The organism is Mesorhizobium sp. M7A.F.Ca.CA.002.05.1.1, assembly GCF_003998335.1.
Lineage (GTDB): Bacteria > Pseudomonadota > Alphaproteobacteria > Rhizobiales > Rhizobiaceae > Mesorhizobium.
Window position 1 is genome coordinate 1 of record NZ_RZQI01001107.1, and the last position, 1,703, is coordinate 1,703.

At 67.0% G+C, this 1,703-nt stretch carries 2 protein-coding genes; both read right to left on the reverse strand.

Annotation, left to right across the window (positions count from 1 at the left end; all coding sequences use genetic code 11):
- Positions 1–1,245 (reverse strand): copper resistance CopC/CopD family protein (locus EN939_RS33015; RefSeq protein WP_127271682.1); only part of this gene is annotated, 1,245 nt, incomplete at its 3' end.
- Positions 1,246–1,298: 53 nt separating this feature from the next.
- Positions 1,299–1,703: YcnI family copper-binding membrane protein (locus EN939_RS33020; RefSeq protein WP_127271684.1), on the reverse strand; the 405-nt coding region annotated here is incomplete at its 5' end.

Here is a 1,703-nt window from a genome sequence, read left to right on the forward strand (position 1 = left end):
CGCCAACACGATCAACGTCTCGACGCCGATCGAGCGGACCAGCCTGCGTTGAACTTCCGTCGATCCCGCCTCGGCCGATGCGGTGAGTTTCCAGCGATTGACGGCAGCAAGCGTGAACAGAAAGACCAGCAGCCCCAGCTTGATAAGCAGCAGCCTTCCATAGGCGGTCTCGACCAAAGCCGCGGGTGTCTGCACCTGGATGACGGCAAGCACGGAGCCGGCAGCGGCAAGCACGGCCCCCCCGGGCAGGATCCCCCAAAAAAACCGCCGCAGGAATGGCGTGGCCCCCGCCGATTGCCCCTTCAGCGCCAGCCCGAGTGGGATCAATGCGCCGGCCCACAACGCGATGCCGACGCGGTGCAGGAACACCATCGGCCGCGTCAGCCATTGCGGCTCGGCGGCACTGGCATGGCCGCTGGCGGCAAGGGCGACCCCCACCCCGGCCAGGCCGGCCAGCGCCGATGGTTTGGCGGTGGCGCGGGGACCGGCCAGCGACAGCAGGCCAAGGCCCAGCGCGATCAGCGCGACCAGCACTGTCCAGCCGAAACTGGTGTCGAGCCCGGTCCGCCAGACGACCGATTGTGCCAGATGGGAGAGCGGCGCCCCCAATGCGTCCAGACCTTGCAAGCCGAGCGACAGGCACGACGCGACCAGCCCGCTCAGGATTGCAGCTGCAACGAAGCGCTGCCCGGCACGGCCACTTCCGGCCAACCAGGCAAGCGCGAAGGCGCCGCCAACGCCGAGGAAAAGGCCGACGTAGAGAAAGATTTTGCCCGTCCAGATAGCCGACCGCAACGGCCAGTCGACGGCTTCGGATACGGCGGGCGGCTCGCTGGGCGCGCCGATGGAAAACAGCAGCGATCCGCCGACGGGATGACCGTCTGCGGAGATGACGCGCCAGCTCAAGACATGCGTGCCGGACTTGAGTAGCTGCGGATTGTCGATCTCGACGGTCTGGTCGCTGAGCCGGAATGACGTTAGCGGAACCGGCTTGCCGTCGGGCTTCACCAGCGTCAGCACCAGAGGCGAGACCGGCTCGCTGAAGGTCAGCGAGAACTGCGCCGGCCCCTGTGCCAGCACCGCGCCGTCGGCCGGGTCGGTCTTGATCAGCGCGGCATGGGCAAAGGCCTGATCCGACACGGCAAGGCCGGCAAGAAACACGATCACGGCCAACAGGCCGGCGGCAAGCCGGCCGGCGCGTTGGCCGGTCATGGAAGCCGTTTGCAGGAGGGAGGTCGTGCCCATGTCACCGCCACGAAAAGGAGCGGCGCGCTCGAAAGGGCGCGCCGCCTGGGAGATCATTTCTTCGGCAGCAGCTTGATGCCGGGTGCCGGGCTTTCCAGCGCGTCTTCATCCTGCCCTGCCGCCGGGATCTCGATCCAGCGATCGGCGGCGCCGTCGCATTCCTGCACCACCGGGAAGTAGAGTTTTTGGCCCGCCGGCAGATCCGCCGTCAACGTCGCGCGGAAGACAAACTCGTCGTAGAATTCGTCCGGCAGGCTGCCAGCGCTCCAGTCGACTTCCTTGACCCCGTCGGCAACCGCCTGACCGTAGAGCTGGTAGGATTTCTCGTACTTGCCCTTCTTGGTCTGCAGCGTCCAGCCTGGCTTCGGCATCGGCTTCACCGCGATCACCCCTTCCGGAATCTGCACGCGCACGGCGGTCGTCGCCTTGCCTTCGCAGCCATGCGGCACGCGCAGAAC